Source organism: Celerinatantimonas yamalensis, from assembly GCF_046054155.1.
Lineage (GTDB): Bacteria > Pseudomonadota > Gammaproteobacteria > Enterobacterales > Celerinatantimonadaceae > Celerinatantimonas > Celerinatantimonas yamalensis.
Window position 1 is genome coordinate 70,994 of record NZ_JBEQCT010000008.1, and the last position, 16,103, is coordinate 87,096.

A 16,103-nucleotide genomic window follows, 5' to 3' on the forward strand; every position below is an offset into this window, starting at 1 on the left:
AAGCAACAGTTGTGGATCACACAGCTGTTGCCACTGCGATGAATAACACCACAGTTGTATGTCATCTAACGATGTTGACGCATCACTTGGAGCTTGTCTAAATAGGGAAGCCCAAGAGAGTTGCGCACAGCTTGCCCATTAATTGCTGCATCAATGCCCCATAACTGATGCCGCCAATACAGCGGCTTGAAGTAATACTTGCTCGCCAGCTTGGCTGAAAATTTCTGCAGTTGCAAGGCAACCTGTGGCCCTTTTTGCAGTGCCATATATTCTTTATCGAGCTCAGCGAGCTTTGGTGTGCAATGCAATCCTGCGAGCATATCGTTCTGTCCGTGTAACATCGCCTGCAGATAACCCAATCGTTCATCTGGCTGACGATTAAATGCAACAAGAAACAGATCACCTTGGCAACTTTGCAGCGCCTTTTTAAACGCCGCAGGTTTAAGCCAAATAATCTGCAGATCGATATTGATCCGCTCAAACATGGTTTTGAGTATCGCAGCCGTTTGTTGGATAGCCAAATGATCCCCTTGCTTGACAATCATCTGTAATCTGAGACCTTTTCCGTCCACACCTTGCTCGGCTAAAAGCTGGTAGGCGCGGTCAGGCTGATATAGATTTTTAACAGATTGATTGTAATATTCACTCCCAGCAAACGTGAGCTGGGTCGCTTGCTCGCCTAAAGAGCCCGGTAATTGTTGACTGATAAATTGACTATTGATCCCAAGTGAAATGGCTTGACGAATCTGTTCATGGCGCAGCCAATGGTTATGTTTACCATTAAATACTAACCCCACCCAACGCATATGATTGACTAATTTAGCCCGCAACCCCGGTATTTCCATTAATTGTTCAAAACGCTGACCACTTAGATGATCCGCAATATCAATATCTCCCCCTAACAACGCGGAAAAGCGAGTTTGCTCATGACGAATAGGCACGACAGTCAATTGACTAATGTTACCTTCATTATCTGGATGCCAATAATTGATGTTACGCGTTAAAACCGATCGAATCCCAGTTAAGTTTTCGACAAGCCGGAAAGGCCCTGAGCCTGATGTTAACAATGACCGACTTGCTTTTTTTTGTAGCGACCAATGTCTGTCATACACAAACCAATAGGCTAAACGACGCGTAAAATCAGCGCAGGGTTGAGATAAGGTTATCGTAATGGTGAAGGGGTCATTGATGACTACGTGCTGAATCAAAGCAAATAGCGCTCGATAATCACTATGGCGGCGCAGCTGCGACAAACTCCAAAGGACATCCGTCGCGTTCAATTGATCGCCAGAAGCAAAGTGAACGGAGTCATTCAGTGATAATCGATACTTTGTGGCTGACAGTTGAGTCATCTGCTTAACTAGCCATGGCTGAGCTTGGCCATGCTCATCAAAGCGAAATAATGGATCATAGAGAAGATTGCCCACGGCAATACTAGCCATAGACAGATCGGTAGGAAAACGTTCAAAATGCAACAGCTGAGAGCTTCCCCAAACGACTGGTTGAGCCGTCACGAGTCCAATACTGAAATAACATAAACAGACGATTTGCAAACAGCGTAGCATGCACAGATCACTTCATTTTTTGGAAAATCATCACAGTATAGCAACTGCAACTGCTATCCAGAAGTGTTTGACGATAACAACCAGCTCATCATTGAGCTGGTTAAATACCGCTACATTCGCTGCTCTTCAAGAGCATGACAAGCAATTTGTGTATCACCATGCCACTTCAATTCAGGCGTTTGCTCGTGACAACGCGCATTCGCATATTGGCAACGTGCATGGAATGCACAACCAGAGGGCGGATTGAGTGGTGATGGCAACTCGCCTTCAAGTTTAATTTTATCAATTCGCTTATCGGGATTAAGCCTCGGTGTACTTGAGAGCAACGCGATGGTATAGGGATGACGTGGATGACTAAAAATTTGCGCCCTAGGGCCATATTCAACCACTTTGCCAAGATACATGACCATCACCTGATCGGCGATATGTTCAACCACCGACAGATCGTGCGAGATAAAAATATAGCTCAAGCCAAACTCGACCTGCAAGTCCATCATTAGGTTCAAAACCTGCGCTTGCACGGATACATCCAGCGCAGATACAGGCTCATCGGCAATCACAATATCAGGGTCGAGCATCAATCCTCGAGCAATCGCGATACGCTGGCGCTGTCCGCCTGAAAACATATGCGGATAACGGCCATAATGCTCTGGACGAAGACCAACCTTAGCCATGATCGCTAAGGCCTTCTCACGTCGCTGTGCTTTGGTTAAATCCGTATTAATATATAAGGGCTCTTCTAACAGCTGCCCTACTTTTTTACGTGGATTTAAAGACCCATATGGGTTTTGAAAGACGATTTGAATACGCTTGCGCAACTCTTTAGCCGCATGCGCCCCAAGCGAGAGAATATCCTGACCATCAAAGCGCAGCTCTCCAGATGTAGGAGGTTCAATCAATGTCAGGCTGCGTGCAAGCGTTGATTTACCACATCCAGATTCACCGACCACTGCCAGTGTCTGTCCCCGAGAGAGACTAAATGACACACCATCTAAAGCTTTGACCAATTGCTCTTCTTTAAACAATCCCGCTTTGACAGGATAGTGTTTTTTTAATTCATGCGCTTCAAACAATACCGAGCTTGTTTCATCGCTCATTATGCAGATCTCCCTGATTCATCCAACGGCCAAAAGCATTTGACCTGCCGCGTCGCTGGCCCAATCAGTGGCGGCTGCTCAGCGCGACATCGCTCTTGAACATATGGGCAACGAGGGTTAAGCAAACAACCCTGTGGTCGGTCGTAGGCCCCTGGAACCACCCCAGACAATGCATGTAAGCGACTGGCTCCAGCGGCAGACTCAGGCAACGAAGCTAACAGAGCTTGGGTATATGGATGCTGTGGATGTTTAAAAATTTCAGCTGCTGGGCCTGTCTCAACAATTTGGCCAGCATACATCACAATGACGCGATCTGCAGCCTCTGCCACCAACGCCAAATCATGGGTAATCAGTATTAATCCCATATTTTTTTGCTGTTGTAACTGCAGTAATAGCTCGACAATTTGTGCTTGAATAGTCACATCGAGCGCCGTTGTAGGCTCATCTGCAATTAATAATTTAGGATTACACGCCACCGCCATAGCAATCATAACGCGTTGACTCATGCCTCCCGAAAGTTGATGAGGATATGTATTTAAACGCAATTCTGGTGCCGGTATCCCCACTTGCTGCAGTAACTCAATAGCACGTTCCCGTAATTGATGTTTGCTCAGCGACGCTGCATGAATTTTCAGCGCTTCAATGATCTGAAAACCAACGGTATAACAAGGGTTAAGACTCGTCATAGGGTCTTGGAAGATCATTGAAATGTCACTGCCGGTGATTTTACGACGTTTGGCATCCGACATTTCCAGCACTTTTTGCCCATCTAATTCGAGTGCATCGGCGCTGACTCGTCCTGGATAATCAATTAACCCCATAATCGCGAGCGAACTGACACTTTTCCCCGAGCCCGACTCTCCAACAATGCCAACGACTTCACCCTTATCTACATGATAGCTGATTGCATCGACTGCGCAAAAAGGTTGATCCTGTTCACCGAATTCAACGCTTAAGTTTTTTACTTCTAATAAAGCCATAATCTTTTCTGCCTATCCTAGCGTTTCATTTTTGGATCCAACGCATCACGTAGCCCATCACCCATTAGGTTAAAAGCAAGTACCGTTGTTAAAATCATCAACCCGGGGAATGTGACCACCCACCACGCTCGAGTCACATATTGACGCGCATTGGCCAACATGCTGCCCCACTCTGGTGTAGGTGGCTGAGCCCCCATTCCAAGGAAACCAAGAGCCGCCATATCAAGTAATGCCGATGAAAACCCAAGTGTGGCTTGAATAATTAATGGTGCCATACAGTTAGGTAAAATAGTTAAAAACATCAGCCGCAGTGCACCAGCACCAACCACCCGTGAAGAGGTCACGTAGTCACGACCACTTTCGGCAATGACCGATGCACGCGTCAGTCGAATAAAATGGGGGATTGAGACGATGGCAATAGCCACTGAAGCATTGACCAAACTAGGCCCTAAGATAGCCACAATCGCAATGGCAAACAGTAAGCTTGGCACAGCCAACATAATATCAGCAACGCGCATAATAACGGTGTCGGTAAGTCCTCTGGCATAACCTGCGATAAGTCCTAGCAACACACCGATGCCCAACGATAAGGTCACCACCATAGTGCCGATAATCAGTGACAAACGCGCACCATAAATAAGTCGAGTGAAAATATCTCGACCCACATCATCAGTTCCTAAAATGAACTGCCAACTACCGCCAGATTGCCATACTGGGGGCTTTAAAAAAGCATTTTGAAACTGCTCAATCGGTGAATGTGGCGCAATCACTTCGGCAAACAATGCGAAAATAATAATCACAAAGATATAAAGTAGCCCTGCCACAGCACCTTTATTTTGGCGAAAATAAAACCAAAATTCTTGTAATGGTGTCTTCGGCTTAGGGGCTATTTGTGTTTGATTTTGTTCAGACATGAATTCGATTCCTGCTTACTTAGTATGGCGAATTCGTGGATTAGCAACGCCGTAGAGAATATCGACCAGCAAATTCACCACAATAATGATCGTCGCGATCAGCAAAATACTTCCTTGAACTACTGGATAATCTCGCCGTGAAATCGCATCAATGAGCCACTTACCAATACCAGGCCATGAAAAAATGGTCTCCGTCAGAATAGCGCCCGAGAGCATAATCCCCACCTGTAAACCAATCACTGTAATAACGGGGATCAATGCATTGCGCAGCGCATGTACAATGATAACCCGCCACGGCGCCATTCCTTTCGCGCGAGCAGTCCGAATATAATCTTCACCAAGTACTTCAAGCATCGATGAACGCGTCATACGAGCAATCACCGCCAAAGGAATAGTACCCAGCACAATGGCAGGTAAAATAAGGTGCTTCATCGCATCCCAAAAGGCACCCGGCTGCCCAGACAATAGAGTATCAATCAACATAAAGCCGGTAGGCTGATCGATCCAAAAACGCGCTTCATCTAATCGTCCTGATACTGGCGTCCACCCCAAATGCACCGAGAAAAAGAGGATCAACAATAATGCCCACCAGAAAATTGGCATAGAATAGCCAGCCTGAGCAATCGCAATCACCCCGTGATCAAACACCGTGCCACGTTTAACTGCAGCGATAATCCCCATCGGCAACCCGACACAAATTGCAAATACCACGGCAAAAATAGACAGTTCCATGGTTGCAGGAAACCGGGCCAAAAATTCGCTTAACACGGGCTGATGATTCACTAATGAGTGGCCTAAGTCACCATGAAAAATGCCAATCACATAGTGATAGTATTGAATATATAAAGGTTGATCTAACCCCATTTTATGCATCATATGGGCATGCTGAGCAGCTGAAATACCACGCTCTCCGGCCATAATTTCAATCGGATCACCCGGGATAGCATGGATCAATGCAAAAGTGAGCAGGGTAATACCAATGAATGTCGGTATAACCGTCAACAATCGTTTAAAAATAAATTGCAGCATAAGTAAACTTATTGAAAAGGGGGCTCAATATGAGCCCCTAAATAGATAAATGAACTAATCTAAAGACACACCGTAGAAATAGTGTAATCCAAACGGGTCAATCTTATACCCATGCACATTTTTACGAATTGGTTCATAAACAACTGAATGAGCAATTGTGATCCAAGGCGCTTGTTGTTTAAAGATTACTTGCGCTTGTTCGTATAATTTAGTGCGCTGTGCTTTATCAGACAGTCGAGCTGCTTTTTGAATGAGATTATCAAACGGTTTGTAACACCATTCACTGTAGTTAGAATTCCCGACTCCATCACAACTTAATAGCACATTGAGGAAGTTATCAGGATCACCATTATCACCAGTCCAGCCCATTAACGCCGTATCATCTTCGCCTTGGCGAGCTCGTTTGAGATATTCACCCCACTCATAGGTAACGATTTTGGCATTAACCCCAACATTTTTCCAATCCGCTTGGATCATCTCAGCCATACGCCGTGCATTCGGGTTATATGGGCGCTGTACAGGCATAGCCCAAATATTGGTGTTTAAGTGACTTACACCTGCTTCTTTAAGCAATTCTTTGGCTTTAGCAGGATCATACGGATAATCTTTAATCGCCTCATTGTACGACCACATTGTCGGTGGAATAGGGTTTTTTGCCATTTCCCCAGCACCTTGGTAGATAGCATTGATGATCGCTTTTTTATTCACGGCATAATTCAGCGCTTGGCGAACTTTGACATTATCAAATGGTTTATGGGTGACATTAAAAGAGAGATAGCCAATATTTAAGCCTGGTTTATGCAACAACTTAATGTTTGGATTGCTCGCCATATCTTTGAGATCAGCTGGATTCGGGTATGGCATAATCTGACATTCACCAGCTTTGAGTTTGGCATAACGAACGGAAGCATCCGGAGTAATCGAAAATACCAGTCGATCAATTTTCGGAGCACCCCGCCAATAATGTTTATTCGCGACATAGCGGATCACCGAGTCTTTACGATAAGCGACTTTGGTAAACGGTCCGGTACCAACAGGGTCTTGATCTAACTGACCAGGCGTACCCGCTTTAAGCAATTTATCCGCTTGCTGGGCTGAGAAAATCGATGCAAAACTCATCGCCATATCGGCTAGAAAAGGTGCATTGGGTTGACTCAATTCAAACTTAACGGTGTATTTGTCCACTTTGACGATTTTTTTAATCAGGGAGTTCATTCCCATTCCATCAAAGTATTCATAGTTGCCACCAGAAACATCATGATATGGATTTTTTTTATCCAACATCCGTTCAAAGCTGAAAATCACATCATCAGCATCAAAATCTCGGGTAGGTGAAAATGACTTACTCGTTTGGAACTGTACGCCCTTACGTAAATGGAACGTATAGGTTTTACCATCTTCGGAGATATCCCAACTCTTAGCCAAACCCGGTTCAATATTGGTAGTCCCTGGCTTAAATTCAACTAGTCTGTCAAAAATGGTTTCAGCACTGGCATCAAATGTCGTACCTGTGGTGAAAAGTTGCGGGTTAAATCCTTCAGGGCTCGCTTCAGAACAATAGACTAATGTTTTTGTTTGTGCATGAACCCCTGCTGTCACAGCACTGGCAAGCAGTGCAATAGACAACATTCCTAATCCTTTTTTCATATAAGCTCCATCGAACATCACTGTTATTGTTGACTGCTATCTAAGCAACAATCTGTTCAACATGTTGTGTGTTATCAAGGCGGTTTTTACATCATATGGCCGCTTCTAGCGGCTCAAAATGATCGGATATTCACCCTCCGCCCGCTTTTATTAACCGATTAACTCATTTGCTTCGCATCCCGCTTAAGCAAATCTTTCGGTGCTAATTAAATTATTACGTTTAGGTTAAGCTGTAAAGTCTGATAGTCAGATGAATCTCTATAAAATCGATTTAACACAGAATATTTACATGTATTATTCTAAAATAGAGTGTTTCTTAACAAATAAGGTGGGAAATGAAGAATACATAAGCGACGTTGTGAAGACGCATTTCAAACAAAATAGAGATACGCTGCTTTATCCAAGCATCGTTTTAAAAAATGTATTGCACACATTATGCTGCAAACTAAGCGGGGCGATTCACAACGACTAGGACGACATCTAACGCCCCAGACTGACACCAAGCAATGACTGTTTTTTCAAGCTCTGCACAACTAAACGATGAGGTAATGAAAGATCCCCCATTGGATCACCCACGCTAGAAAGCCAGCCAACACATCATCAATCATAATTCCAAAACCGCCGCCAACATGCTGGTCTAACCAGCGAATGGGCCAAGGTTTGAGAATATCGAAGAAACGAAACAAGACAAAACCGCACACCACTGAGCTGATACTCAACGGAATTGCCACCAATGCGATGCCCATTCCAATAAATTCATCCCAGACAATGCCACCATGGTCATGCACACCCATCGCGCGACTCGCGACCTGACAACACCAGACGCCTAACGCAAAACCCACCACCAACATTACAATATAGACTGGCGTAGATAGCCCCCATGCTCCCCATGCCATCAGCGGCAACGCCGCCAAAGAACCGAACGTTCCCGGTGCTTTCGCGACCAATCCACTGCCAAAACCAACGGCCAACAAATGCAGTGGATTACGCAGCGATAATCGTTTTAAATAGGCATCCATAACATTCCCCTAGGAAAAGTGATCCCATCCTTGCAAATGACAACATGTATAAGGTTGCTCACCCTGCCATAGCTCTACAGGGCCTTGACCGGCGATCATTTGTCCGACACAACAATGTTCAATGCCACTGTATGAAAGTGCCACATCAAGCGACCCTTTCATAGCTTCGGGGACGGTAAAACAAAGCTCATAATCTTCACCGCCACATAACGCTAATGCAATGGCATCATCATTCTGACACTGCAATTTCACTTGCGGATGAATAGGCAATTGATTGACCTGTATTTTAGCACTGCATCCTGAGGCCTTAGCCACATGCCCTAAATCAGCCCATAGCCCGTCCGAGAGATCAATACAACTACTCGCGACTCCGCGCAGCCCATAGCCACTGAGCACTCGCGGCTGAGGATAATAATGACGTTGCAATAACACCTCAAGTATTTCACTACTTAGGCGCTGTTGTCCTTGTAGGTGACGCAATGCTAAAGCTGATCCGCCCAGTGACCCCGTCACATAAACCCAATCACCCACTTGTGCTTGATGACGAGTAAGCGCTTGCTCCATTGGAATCACACCATGGGCTGTCACCGTGATGCTCAACGGACCTCGAGTGGTATCGCCACCCACTAAGGTCACGTTATAGTATTCAGCCAGTTCAAAAAATCCCTGACAAAATTGTTCTAACCATTCCATTCGTGCCGATGGCAACGTAATCGCTAATGTGACCCACCGAGGTTCAGCTCCCATCGCAGCCAAATCACTTAAATTAACCGCCAACGATTTATGCCCAAGAGCAGCTGGTGGGATATCAGCAAAAAAATGGACCCCTTCGACTAACGTATCGGTAGTAATGACTAATTGGTGATTTTCTGGGGGCGTAATTAACGCTGCATCGTCACCAATCCCTAATACTACATCGGGCCTTTTCGCTGAATTAGCGAAAAAGCGCTCGATAAGATCAAATTCACCCATGAACGGAACGCTTATTTTTTGAGTTGTTGGAGATGGAAATATTTATCCAAAACACCATTGACAAATTTATGGCTATCTTCTGCTGCAAAAATCTTAGCCAACTCAATCGCTTCATTAATCGCAACTTTCGGCGGCAAATCTTCACATTGAGTTAACTCATACATTCCAATCAAGAGGATGGCGTGATCCACTATATCCAACTCTTCTAAACGACGAGCCAAGCAAGGAGACATCATGGTATTGAGCTTTTCGTGATGAACCACAACACCTTCAACCAACTTCTTAAAATAGCTGATATCAGCTTTACTCGTATCTTGTTCAGTTAAAAACTGGTGTTCAATGTTATCAATGTTATCACCAGTCATTTGCCACTGGTAAATGGCTTGGGTGGCAAGTTGTCGGGCCTTACGCCGCTCTGATGGTTTCAAATCTGTTACTCCTACTTAATCACTTGCATGACGTTGATCATCTCAAGCGCACTTAAAGCCGCCTCAGTACCTTTATTACCACCTTTAGTGCCAGCACGTTCAATCGCCTGCTCGATCGATTCGGTGGTTAACACACCAAACGCAATCGGCACATTATACTCGAGCATAATATGACCTAACCCTTTATGGCATTCATTGGCAACTAATTCAAAATGGTACGTTCCGCCTCGAATAACTGTGCCTAATGAAATTAGCGCATCAAACTTGCCAGATTTAGCCAATTGTTGTGCCACTAGCGGAATTTCTACCGCACCAGGCACTTTGACAACCGTAATATTTTCATCTTTCACTTGCCCTTGGCGTTTCAGTGTATCTACCGCCCCGGCCAATAAACTATCATTAATAAAACTATTAAAACGGGCGATCACAATAGCTATTTTAGCTTCAGGTGCAGGTACCACCCCTTCGATTACATTCATATCTCACCCTAATTTTTGATGATATGGAAAAAAGCGCGCTATTCTAACACACTCCGAAATGGTTGTAAGTTAACGACTGATGATCTCAACCACCTCTAACCCAAATCCGGACAGGGCATGATAGCGCTTTGGAACGCTCATTAAGCGCATTTTTTGCACGCCTTGAGCGGCAAGAATTTGTGAGCCGACACCGACATTACGCGAGGCACATTGTTGCTGTTTCGCTTTGATAGTTTGCCCTGCATCTTCTTGGGCATAGCGCTCCAATCGACTTAATAGTGCTTGATGGGGGTCATCTTCATTAATCACCACTAAGACCCCACCTTCATCGCCTAAGCGTTGCAACGCACTACCCAGTGGCCAGCTCATCTGTCCATCACGGGTACTACCGAGCAGATCAAAGAGCGGATCATGCAGATGAACACGCACCAGAGTCGGTTCATTGGCATCGATGTTCCCACTGCGCAGTGCATAATGAATTTGCCCGGCCACTTTGTCACGATAGGTCGTCATGACAAATTCACCATAGTGCGTCGGGAGCTGGCACTGCGATAACTCTTCAATTGTGGTTTCACGAGTGTTGCGATACTCAATCAGATCAGCAATAGTCCCAAGCTTGATATCATGTTCAGCACAGAACTTTTCTAGATCAGGGCGGCGCGCCATCGAACCATCCTCATTGAGAATTTCAACGATTGCCGCAGCTGGCTCACAGTCTGCCAAACGAGCTAAATCAACCCCTGCTTCGGTGTGCCCAGCTCGGCTTAACACACCACCATCACGAGCCATCACTGGGAAGATATGACCAGGCATCACAATATCATCAGACGTTGCATTTTCACCTACCGCTGCCAATATTGTCGCCGCGCGATCGGCCGCTGAAATCCCTGTTGTCACACCTTGCGCCGCTTCAATTGAAACAGTAAAAGCGGTTGCGAAGCGCTCGCCATTATGGCTTACCATTAATGGCAGCTGTAGCTGTTGGCAACGCTCTGGCGTTAAAGTCAAACAAATTAACCCCCGCCCATAACGCGCCATAAAGTTAATCGCTGCCGGCGTTACTTTATCAGCGGCAATGATCAGATCGCCCTCATTCTCACGATCTTCATCATCCATCAAAACTACAAATTTACCGGCAGCAATGTCGTCGATAATCTCTTCTATAGAACTTAATGCCATCTTTTACCCTCTCGATACCGATAAAAATCCAAATTCAGCCAATTTGTCATGGGTGAGTCCAGATGTTGACCTATCAGTCTTCTCCGGCATCACCAATCGTTCTAAATAGCGCGCCACTACATCAACTTCAATATTTACAACCCGTCCCACCTGCCATTCATTCATTGTCGTTTGCGCGCTAGTGTGGGGAATAATTGTTACACGCAGCTGATCATCTTGTAGTTGGTTGACAGTAAGACTAATACCATCAACGGTCAGCGAGCCTTTTTCAGCAATATAACGTGCTAAATCAGCAGGATATTTCAACCAAACATCTACCGCTTGGCCTTGACGCTGCATTTGCGTAATTTGAGCCAGTCCATCGACATGCCCGCTCACCATATGACCACCAAATCGGCCATTGGCCACCATGGCTTTTTCTAAATTCACCCACGCACCTATTTTTAACTTTCCTAGGCTGCTGCGAGAAAGAGTTTCATAGGAAACATCTGCGCGAAAAAAATCTGCACTAAATTCAACCACCGTTAAACAAACACCATTAACCGCGATACTATCACCTAGCTGCACGTCAGCCATCGATAGCTGACCCGTTTGCAACGTTAGTTGCACATCAGGGCCGCACCGTTTAATCGACTGCACTCGCCCGAGCGCCTCTACGATTCCTGTAAACATGAGTTCGCCTCTTTGGGCTGATAAATATATTTTAAATCATCACCGATGCGCCGCTGCTCAATTAATCGCCAACGCGTCGCTTGACTAAGTTCGCTCAGCTCATGGGTCACAGCCATCTCCCGAGCATGACACCCAAGCGACAATGAAGCTTGATAGATCACTAGTTCATCCACAAGCCCTGCCTCAAGTAGCGCACCACTAAACGTTGCGCCAGCTTCAACCCATAAATCATTAATTTGCTCAGCGGCCAAAACGCTTAAGACCTGTGCTAGCCAGTTCTCACAGGCCGGAATCACTAAACTCTGGCCCAGTGTTCTTAGTGCAGGTTTATCCACCACATGAATAATCAGACCAGGCAGACTGAATAATCGCTCTTGGCCAGTTAATTGCTGACGACGATCAATAATCACACGGACTGGTTGGCGAATAGGTTCAGGCAGTTTGATGGATGCACTCAGCTGAGTTAGGCGTACATTGAGTGAAGCATCATCAGCAATCACTGTTTCAGCAGTGGATAAAATCGCATGACTTTGAGCCCGCTCTTTTTGCACATCTTGACGGGATAAAGGAGAGGTGATCCACTGACTTTGGCCATTCGCTAATGCGGTGCGACCATCTAGGGACACCGCAATTTTTAGTCGCACTCGAGGACGGTTTACACGCATTCTCATTAAAAAGCCAGCGTTAAGACGCTCTGCCTGAACGGCAAGCAGTCCACTTTTAACACTCACACCAGCCGCTTGCAACATCGTCATTCCGCCGCCAGCCACTTGGGGGTTTGGGTCTCGCATCGCCATAACCACTGTTGCTATTTCCGCTTCAATCAACGCTTTGGCGCAAGGCGGTGTCCGTCCATAATGACAACATGGCTCTAAGCTGACATAACAACTTGCCCCAGATAATGAATGACCTTTTGCCAGAGCATCTTGCATCGCATTAATTTCAGCATGCGGCTCACCCGCTCGCAGGTGATAGCCTTCGCCAATGATCTGCCCAGCTTTAACCAAAACACAGCCCACATTGGGATTGGGAGCCGAACTAAAGCGGCCCTTAGCAGCCAATTGCAACGCCCTTGCCATATAGGCGTAGTCTTGCGCTGAAAAATCCGACATAGCGTCCTCTTTCAAAGGTTTTCTAATCGAGCAATTTCTTCACCAAATTCGCGAATATCTTCAAAAGCTCGATACACCGAAGCAAAGCGAATATAAGCGACTTTATCAAGTTTTTTCAGCGCTTCCATCACCAGATGGCCAATCAGCTTGGCCTCTACTTCGCGCTCACCGGTTGCTCGCAATTGCGATTTAATATGATTAATCCCCTCTTCAATTGCTTCCACACTCACAGGGCGTTTTTCCAACGCTCGCGCCATTCCCGCTCGCATTTTATCTTCATTGAAAGGTTCACGAGAGCCATTACTTTTGACGACTTTAGGCATCACTAATTCGGCAGCTTCAAATGTGGTGAATCGCTCATGGCATTGCAAACATTCACGACGACGTCGCACCTGATGACCTTCACTCACTAAACGTGAGTCGATCACTTTCGTATCATTGGTATTACAAAATGGACAACGCACGGGAGATCTCGATATATAATGACAGTCAATGCTCATATTTTACCTAGAAATCACGCTAACTGTCGACGTTTACCCTATTTTTCTCCCCAAACAACCAAAGATTGGATGCTACAGGAACTCTGCGACACATTAATTTAGCTTTTTTATAGTTTTTTACCGTTAAGTAAAATAAAACTGAACAATGTATTTAGTTTACCGCAGCTTGTGCTGGATCTATTTTTTTGTCAGATTTAAGGCCTTAAATAACAACTATTCAGCAATACGCTGAAATTGACAATAGGCAAGCTCACAGCAACTTTAATGAGTGCCTTAAGAGGTTTTTATGTCATTGATACAAAAAATATTATCAAGTAATGCTGGATTTGCACCCCTCATTTTGCGCTTGCCTGTTGGCATTATTTTTATGGCTCATGGGAGCCAAAAATTATTTGGTTGGTTTGGTGGCTATGGACTCGCTGGCACAGCGAAATTTATGGCATCTATTGGATTGGAACCTGGATTGCTAATGGCGTCCCTATCAGGAAGCGCTGAATTTTTTGGTGGTTTACTGTTATTTATTGGATTATTAACTCGCCCGGCTGCAGTATTTGCTGGATTTACTATGTTAGTTGCGATCTTCTCTGTTCATATCAGCCATGGTTTGTTTTTATCAAATGGTGGATTTGAATATGCTTTAGCTTTGTGCGCTGCCTGCGCCTCACTGTTAGTATCTGGCTCTGGGCGCTGCGGCATTGACCAACGCTTCAACAACCATTCATTTTAAATTTAGCTAATTGCGAAAACCCCATGACAGCAATTAAGCCATCATGGGGTTTTAAACATCGTTTTTTACCGGCCTGCACAAACTAGTAAATAGTACTGATAATACTGACCTATTCACGAGCAACGAGATTGCACCATAATTTGCGCGTCAAAAAGCGGCTCGTAGCGGCAACCCGCTCCTCCTAGAAAGCTCTTTTAATATAAAACCGTCTCAGTTATATTTTTTATGGTAGCGACGACAAAACAGTTCTAACGATATTTTCAATGACAACGAGCTATCCAAACCTCTAGCGATACGTCAACAGGCTCAAGCTATACGCCATACCCAATGCTTATGGAATACAGACAAAGAGTCCGTCAAATAGCCAGCCATAAAAAAGCACAACCCATAGGCTGTGCTTTTATCAGTTAAAACCTAAAAAGATTTAAGCATAAACTGGGAAACGCTTGCAAAGCTCAATAACTTTGGCTTTCACTGCAGCAATATTTTGCTCATTGTTCAGATCATCTAACACATCACAGATCAAACCCGTTAGGTATTTAGCTTCTTCAACACCAAAACCACGACGCGTCATCGCTGGCGTTCCGATACGCAGACCCGAGGTCACAAAAGGTGAACGCGGATCGTTAGGTACTGAGTTCTTGTTGACCGTGATATTAGCGCGGCCAAGAGCTGCATCCGCATCTTTACCCGTAATATCTTTATCGATGAGATCCAGTAAGAACAGATGGTTTTGAGTACCATTAGAAACAACCTTATAGCCACGAGCTTGGAGTACTTCCACCATGGCTTTCGCGTTATCCAATACGCCTTGCTGATAAACTTTAAACTCAGGTTCCATGGCCTCTTTGAACGCAACTGCTTTGGCTGCAATGACATGCATCAATGGGCCACCTTGACCACCAGGGAACACAGCCGAGTTGAGTTTTTTCTCAATTTCTGGGTTAGCTTTGGCTAGAATCAATCCGCCGCGAGGCCCTGCCAGAGTTTTGTGGGTCGTGGTGGTGGTTACATCAGCAATTTGCACTGGGTTCGGATAAAGCCCCGCGGCCACAAGCCCAGCAACATGCGCCATATCAACGAACAAATAAGCACCTACTGAATCAGCAATATCTCGAAAACGCTGCCAATCAATCACGCCAGAATAAGCTGAGAATCCGGCGATGATCATCTTCGGTTGATGTTCTTTGGCCAGCGCTTCTACCTGCTCATAATCAAGCTCACCCGTATCGGATTTAATACCGTATTGAACCGCATTGTATATTTTACCTGAGAAACTAACACTTGCGCCGTGAGTTAAGTGTCCGCCATGCGCTAAACTCATGCCCAATACAGTATCGCCCGGATTCAGCAATGCTTGGAATACCGCGGCATTTGCTTGTGAGCCAGAATGCGGTTGTACGTTTGCATAATCAGCATTAAACAACTGTTTAGCGCGTTCAATCGCCAGCGTTTCAACGACATCGACATGTTCACAGCCGCCATAGTAGCGTTTGCCAGGATAACCTTCTGCGTACTTATTGGTTAACTGGGAGCCTTGCGCCTGCATTACGCGTGGGCTGGTGTAGTTTTCTGAAGCAATTAGTTCAACGTGTTCTTCCTGACGGCTGACTTCTGCAGACATTGCCTGCCATAAATCGGCATCATAATCGGCAATATTCATATCGCGCTTAAGCATCAGTTTCTCCTGGCTCTATCAAAAATCATGGGGGATATCTCTTGCGTGAGACATTTTACAGCATCACTTCCTTGCCCAGCGACACCTTTATATCTAGAGTTACGA

At 45.3% G+C, this 16,103-nt stretch carries 16 protein-coding genes; 1 reads left to right on the forward strand and 15 read right to left on the reverse strand.

The window, feature by feature from the left end; translation table 11 throughout:
* Positions 1-65 precede the first annotated feature (65 nt).
* The 14 genes from ABUE30_RS15105 to nrdR form a co-directional block, all read right to left on the reverse strand.
* Positions 66-1,514: an ABC transporter substrate-binding protein gene (locus ABUE30_RS15105; RefSeq protein ID WP_408624671.1), complete on the reverse strand. Its 1,449-nt coding sequence runs from the start codon at positions 1,512-1,514 to the stop codon at positions 66-68.
* Positions 1,515-1,675: 161 nt separating this feature from the next.
* Positions 1,676-2,662: a peptide ABC transporter ATP-binding protein gene (locus ABUE30_RS15110; protein WP_408624672.1), complete on the reverse strand. Its 987-nt coding sequence runs from the start codon at positions 2,660-2,662 to the stop codon at positions 1,676-1,678.
* Positions 2,662-3,642, reverse strand: a complete 981-nt coding sequence (gene dppD / locus ABUE30_RS15115) for a dipeptide ABC transporter ATP-binding protein (protein WP_408624673.1) — start codon at positions 3,640-3,642, stop codon at positions 2,662-2,664. The genes ABUE30_RS15110 and dppD overlap by 1 nt, the downstream gene beginning before the upstream one ends.
* Before the next feature lie 17 nt (positions 3,643-3,659).
* Positions 3,660-4,556 (reverse strand): dipeptide ABC transporter permease DppC, encoded by an 897-nt coding sequence (dppC, locus tag ABUE30_RS15120; RefSeq protein WP_408624674.1) that lies wholly within the window; start codon positions 4,554-4,556, stop codon positions 3,660-3,662.
* 15 nt (positions 4,557-4,571) lie between these two features.
* Positions 4,572-5,585 (reverse strand): ABC transporter permease subunit, encoded by a 1,014-nt coding sequence (locus ABUE30_RS15125; RefSeq protein WP_408624675.1) that lies wholly within the window; start codon positions 5,583-5,585, stop codon positions 4,572-4,574.
* A 54-nt stretch (positions 5,586-5,639) separates the two neighbouring features.
* On the reverse strand, positions 5,640-7,232 hold the full coding sequence (locus tag ABUE30_RS15130; RefSeq protein WP_408624676.1) for an ABC transporter substrate-binding protein: 1,593 nt from the start codon (positions 7,230-7,232) through the stop codon (positions 5,640-5,642).
* 533 nt (positions 7,233-7,765) lie between these two features.
* A complete protein-coding gene (locus ABUE30_RS15135) occupies positions 7,766-8,251 on the reverse strand; it encodes a phosphatidylglycerophosphatase A family protein (protein ID WP_408624677.1) in 486 nt (161 codons plus the stop codon).
* Between the two features lie 9 nt (positions 8,252-8,260).
* Entirely contained in the window at positions 8,261-9,223 is a 963-nt protein-coding gene (thiL, locus tag ABUE30_RS15140; RefSeq protein WP_408624678.1) for a thiamine-phosphate kinase, read from the reverse strand.
* An 11-nt stretch (positions 9,224-9,234) separates the two neighbouring features.
* Complete coding sequence (gene nusB, locus ABUE30_RS15145; RefSeq protein WP_408624679.1) at positions 9,235-9,651, reverse strand: transcription antitermination factor NusB; 417 nt, start codon at positions 9,649-9,651, stop codon at positions 9,235-9,237.
* A gap of 11 nt (positions 9,652-9,662) precedes the next feature.
* The gene (ribH, locus tag ABUE30_RS15150; protein WP_408624681.1) at positions 9,663-10,130 is read right to left on the reverse strand and encodes a 6,7-dimethyl-8-ribityllumazine synthase; all 468 of its coding nucleotides are present in this window, start codon (positions 10,128-10,130) and stop codon (positions 9,663-9,665) included.
* 69 nt (positions 10,131-10,199) lie between these two features.
* Entirely contained in the window at positions 10,200-11,309 is a 1,110-nt protein-coding gene (gene ribB / locus ABUE30_RS15155; protein WP_408624682.1) for a 3,4-dihydroxy-2-butanone-4-phosphate synthase, read from the reverse strand.
* A 3-nt stretch (positions 11,310-11,312) separates the two neighbouring features.
* Positions 11,313-11,981, reverse strand: coding sequence for a riboflavin synthase (locus tag ABUE30_RS15160; RefSeq protein WP_408624683.1), 669 nt, complete (start codon positions 11,979-11,981; stop codon positions 11,313-11,315).
* Positions 11,963-13,093, reverse strand: coding sequence for a bifunctional diaminohydroxyphosphoribosylaminopyrimidine deaminase/5-amino-6-(5-phosphoribosylamino)uracil reductase RibD (ribD, locus tag ABUE30_RS15165; protein ID WP_408624684.1), 1,131 nt, complete (start codon positions 13,091-13,093; stop codon positions 11,963-11,965). The genes ABUE30_RS15160 and ribD overlap by 19 nt, the downstream gene beginning before the upstream one ends.
* Before the next feature lie 11 nt (positions 13,094-13,104).
* Positions 13,105-13,557 carry a transcriptional regulator NrdR gene (nrdR, locus tag ABUE30_RS15170; protein ID WP_408624685.1) on the reverse strand — a complete coding sequence of 151 codons (453 nt, stop codon included), beginning with the start codon at positions 13,555-13,557 and terminating at the stop codon, positions 13,105-13,107.
* A gap of 322 nt (positions 13,558-13,879) precedes the next feature.
* On the opposite strand from nrdR, the gene ABUE30_RS15175 reads away from it, so the two are divergent.
* Complete coding sequence (locus tag ABUE30_RS15175) at positions 13,880-14,320, forward strand: DoxX family protein (RefSeq protein ID WP_408624686.1); 441 nt, start codon at positions 13,880-13,882, stop codon at positions 14,318-14,320.
* Positions 14,321-14,744: 424 nt separating this feature from the next.
* Here the strand turns inward: ABUE30_RS15175 and glyA are convergent, their stop codons facing one another.
* Entirely contained in the window at positions 14,745-15,998 is a 1,254-nt protein-coding gene (gene glyA, locus ABUE30_RS15180) for a serine hydroxymethyltransferase (protein ID WP_408624687.1), read from the reverse strand.
* Positions 15,999-16,103 lie beyond the last annotated feature (105 nt).

Bases quoted from the DNA above. Each gene is read 5' to 3' on its own strand.
- ribH (WP_408624681.1), bottom strand. From the start codon at position 10,130: ATGAATGTAATCGAAGGGGTGGTACCTGCACCTGAAGCTAAAATAGCT.
- ABUE30_RS15135 (WP_408624677.1), bottom strand. From the start codon at position 8,251: ATGGATGCCTATTTAAAACGATTATCGCTGCGTAATCCACTGCATTTG.
- ribB (WP_408624682.1), bottom strand. From the start codon at position 11,309: ATGGCATTAAGTTCTATAGAAGAGATTATCGACGACATTGCTGCCGGT.
- thiL (WP_408624678.1), bottom strand. From the start codon at position 9,223: ATGGGTGAATTTGATCTTATCGAGCGCTTTTTCGCTAATTCAGCGAAA.
- dppC (WP_408624674.1), bottom strand. From the start codon at position 4,556: ATGTCTGAACAAAATCAAACACAAATAGCCCCTAAGCCGAAGACACCA.
- ABUE30_RS15160 (WP_408624683.1), bottom strand. From the start codon at position 11,981: ATGTTTACAGGAATCGTAGAGGCGCTCGGGCGAGTGCAGTCGATTAAA.
- ribD (WP_408624684.1), bottom strand. From the start codon at position 13,093: ATGTCGGATTTTTCAGCGCAAGACTACGCCTATATGGCAAGGGCGTTG.
- glyA (WP_408624687.1), bottom strand. From the start codon at position 15,998: ATGCTTAAGCGCGATATGAATATTGCCGATTATGATGCCGATTTATGG.
- ABUE30_RS15130 (WP_408624676.1), bottom strand. From the start codon at position 7,232: ATGAAAAAAGGATTAGGAATGTTGTCTATTGCACTGCTTGCCAGTGCT.
- ABUE30_RS15125 (WP_408624675.1), bottom strand. From the start codon at position 5,585: ATGCTGCAATTTATTTTTAAACGATTGTTGACGGTTATACCGACATTC.
- ABUE30_RS15110 (WP_408624672.1), bottom strand. From the start codon at position 2,662: ATGAGCGATGAAACAAGCTCGGTATTGTTTGAAGCGCATGAATTAAAA.
- ABUE30_RS15175 (WP_408624686.1), top strand. From the start codon at position 13,880: ATGTCATTGATACAAAAAATATTATCAAGTAATGCTGGATTTGCACCC.
- dppD (WP_408624673.1), bottom strand. From the start codon at position 3,642: ATGGCTTTATTAGAAGTAAAAAACTTAAGCGTTGAATTCGGTGAACAG.